At 71.9% G+C, this 3,376-nt stretch carries 3 protein-coding genes and 1 pseudogene; 2 read left to right on the top strand and 2 right to left on the bottom strand.

Features of this window, described 5'->3' with window-relative positions:
- Window positions 1–90: 90 nt before the first annotated feature.
- On the bottom strand, window positions 91–951 hold the full coding sequence (locus ACWEN3_RS43915; protein ID WP_452983581.1) for an endo alpha-1,4 polygalactosaminidase: 861 nt from the start codon (window positions 949–951) through the stop codon (window positions 91–93).
- Between the two features lie 141 nt (window positions 952–1,092).
- On the opposite strand from ACWEN3_RS43915, the gene ACWEN3_RS43910 reads away from it, so the two are divergent.
- Window positions 1,093–2,061 (top strand): aldo/keto reductase, encoded by a 969-nt coding sequence (locus ACWEN3_RS43910; protein ID WP_452983578.1) that lies wholly within the window; start codon window positions 1,093–1,095, stop codon window positions 2,059–2,061.
- 4 nt (window positions 2,062–2,065) lie between these two features.
- Here ACWEN3_RS43910 and ACWEN3_RS43905 read toward each other — a convergent pair.
- Window positions 2,066–2,879 (bottom strand): annotated as a pseudogene (locus tag ACWEN3_RS43905) (phytanoyl-CoA dioxygenase family protein).
- Between the two features lie 70 nt (window positions 2,880–2,949).
- Here ACWEN3_RS43905 and ACWEN3_RS43900 point away from each other — a divergent pair.
- The coding region (locus ACWEN3_RS43900; protein WP_452983575.1) for an AraC family ligand binding domain-containing protein at window positions 2,950–3,376 on the top strand (427 nt) is incomplete at its 3' end.

Below are 3,376 nucleotides of genomic sequence, written 5' to 3'. Positions count from 1 at the left end.
CGTCCCGGCGTTTGGGTTCCGGTCGACAACCAGGCGGGTTGATCGCCTGAGGCTCAGTGCGAACTACCTACGAACTTCCGGCGCAGGACACTAGCGCGCCGCGCGCACGTATCCGGCGCTGCCCGGGGTGGAGACCTCCCGGTCCCGGCGGACGATGCTGAGCCGGTCGCCCCAGTGGGCGAGGGCCTTGCGCAGCCCGCCGGCGGTGTACTCGATGTCCACGACCCGGTCGTCGAACGCCTTCGCGTACACGTTGCACTCGTCGTACTGCCCGCACTCCTCCGTCACCGCGAAGTCCAGCCCGGCCCGCCGGCGCTGTCCGGCCAGTTCGGCGGTGTTCTTCTGCGCGACGGCCAGGTGCCGGGCGTGGGCGTGCCGGGAGAGCAGGGTCATGAACGCGGTCGCGTCGGCGGCGGTGAGCAGGCGGCCGGAGCGCGTGTAGCTGTCGTAGTTGTCCGGCTCGACGGCGTCGAAGCCCTTGCGGGCGCAGCCGTCGATCCACCGGTTCACCCGCTCGGCCACCCGCTTCCGCTTGGCCGGGGTGCCGATGTCGAGCAGCGGCTCGTTCCAGTCCTCGTCGATGACGACCTTGCCGTGCGCGTCGCGCAGCAGCAGATCGGCCGGCCAGGAGGAGCGCTCGGCGGGCTGGGCCTGGAAGGCGTTGACGTAGCAGATGTTGTACAGGCCGGGCGCGGGGGAGTCGGACCGGTCGCGGCTGACGATCCGCACGCCCGCCGGCGGCGGGTACGCGCCGCCGATCTGGTAGTCGAACCCTGCGTTCAGCGGCGGCAGACGCACCGCTTGGGCCTTCGGCGAGCCGCCCGGCTCCTTGCCGTCCTTGCCGTCGGCGGAGCACCCGGTCAGGGCCGACACGGCGGCGGTCAGGGCGAGCACTGCGGCGCCGGCGGCCCGAGCGGGACCCGCGGCGCGGAAAACACCCTTGGGGGGCAAGTCCGCTCCATCCTGCCCACGCCGGGCGGCGCGGCACGTGTCAGGATCAAATCGCCCGCACACTTCGATCGTCAAGTCGGCTCAGGGCCACGTCGTAGGCTCGGCTCCGACCCACCCGTCCCGAAGGCAGGAGCAGCAACGATGCAGTACGTGAAGCTCGGTTCGACGGGCCTGGACGTCTCGCGAATCTGTCTGGGCTGCATGACCTACGGGCTGCCGGACCGCGGTACGCACGAGTGGACCCTCGACGAGGAGGCGTCCCGCCCGCTCATCCGGCAGGCGCTGGAGGCGGGCGTCAACTTCTTCGACACCGCCAACGTCTACTCCGACGGCACCAGCGAGGAGATCGTCGGCAAGGCCCTGCGCGACTTCGCCGACCGCGACGAGATCGTGCTGGCCACCAAGGTCAACGGCCGGATGCGCCCGGGCCCCAACGGCGCCGGACTCTCCCGCAAGGCCGTCATGACCGAGATCGACCACAGCCTGCGCCGGCTCGGCACCGACTACGTCGACCTGTACCAGATCCACCGCTACGACCACGCGACGCCCGTCGAGGAGACGATGGAGGCGCTGCACGACCTGGTCCGGGCGGGCAAGGTCCGCTACATCGGGGCGAGTTCCATGTACGCGTGGGAGTTCGCCAAGCTCCAGTACACGGCGGAGCGGCACGGCTGGACGAAGTTCGTCTCGATGCAGAACCACTACAACCTGCTCTACCGCGAGGAGGAGCGGGAGATGCTGCCGCTGTGCGCGGACCAGGGCGTCGGCGTGCTCCCGTGGAGCCCGCTCGCCCGGGGCCGGCTCACCCGCGACTGGGGCACGGTCACCGGACGCAGCGCGAACGACAACTTCGGCAGCCGCCTCTACCTGGACGGCGACCGCTCGATCGTCGAGGCGGTCACGCGGATCGCGAACGACCGGGGCGTGCCGCGCGCCCAGGTGGCCCTCGCCTGGCTGCTGCACCAGGGCACGGTGGCCGCGCCGATCGTCGGCGCGGGAAAGCCCGGTCACGTCGAGGACGCGGTGGCCGCCGTCGAACTCCGCCTGAGCGACAAGGAGATCGAGGAGCTGGAGCGGCCCTACACCCCGCGTGCCATCAGCGGCCACTGACCGGTCAGTGGGGTCCGTGCGGCGTTGAAACCGGTGCCGCACGGACCGGCGCCCTCGCTCTCCGGCAGTTCGACCCGTGTACCGGACATGGTCAGCGTCCGGTAGTACGCCCCGATGCGCCGCGCCGAACGGCCCACGTAGTGCCCGATGAAGGAGCGCCGGAACCGGTCGGCGGTGCGGTTGGGGCCCGAGCCGTGCACCAGGCTGCCGTTGAAGAAGAGCACGTCACCCGGCGCCAGATCCACCGGCACGGGGACGAGTCCGGGCGGCGGCGGTACGTACTCACGGGCGAACGACACCTCCTCGTCCGCCACTTCGGGGCAGAAGAGGTCCATCCGGTGCGTGCCGGGCACCACTTCCAGGCCGCCGTTGTCCCGGTCGATCGGCTCGCACGCCACCCACGCGGCCACGCAGGTGCCCGGCTCCACCCGCAGATAGAAGTTGTCCTGGTGCAGTGCCTGCCCCCGCGCGCCCGGCGGCTTGAAGTAGAACATGCTCTGCGCGGCCAGCACCTCCTCCCCGAACAGCGCTTCGAGCACCGCCCGCAGCCGGGCGTCCAGGAGGAACTCCCGCGCCACTGCGCTGATCTCGTGCGGATGCATGACACGGGGATACCGGCGTAGCGGATCGGGGTCGGCCGGGTCCGGCGCGAAGTGCCCCGAAACGGGACCGGCCGCGTGCAGCGCCGCGAAGGCGGCGCACAGCCGGTCGACCTCGTCGTGGCCGAACAGGCCGCGTACGACGGCGTACCCGTCCTCGTCGAACCGCCGCACCGGCCCCTCGGGCACGATGGGGGAGCCGATGCCGGTGGCTGTCATGGTCCGCTCCTCGGTTGGGGTCGTCCTCGGCCCACCACGCTAGGGCGGCGCCCCCGACGGGAGGATGCCCATGCGTGCCGAGGACCTGCCCGCGACCGCTGCCGCCGGTGATCCGTCCCCGCCGCCCGGCCTGGTGGTGACCGGGCGCTACGACCAGGGACCGGACTACGGCGTCAACCGTCCCCGGGGTTCCACGAGTTGGCTGTTCACCTTCACCACCGCCGGACGCGGTCTGATCCGGCAGGGCGGCGCCCGCGCCGACGCGGGCGCCGGGCGGCTGGTGGTGCTCGCACCCGGCGTCGGCCACCGTTACGCCGTCGCGCCCGACGCCGGCCGATGGCGCTTCTGGTGGACGCACTGCCAGGCCCGGCCGTCCTGGACGCCCTGGCTCGCCCCGTACGCCGTCAGCGACGGCCTGTACGCGGTCACGCCTGCAAAGCGGGTTACGCGGGTTCGATTCCCGCCACGGCCTCTGTCAGAGGACTCCGCCCGCCTCG

Source organism: Streptomyces sp. NPDC004561 (genome assembly GCF_053602155.1).
This window is presented reverse-complemented; position numbering and strand designations above follow the sequence as displayed.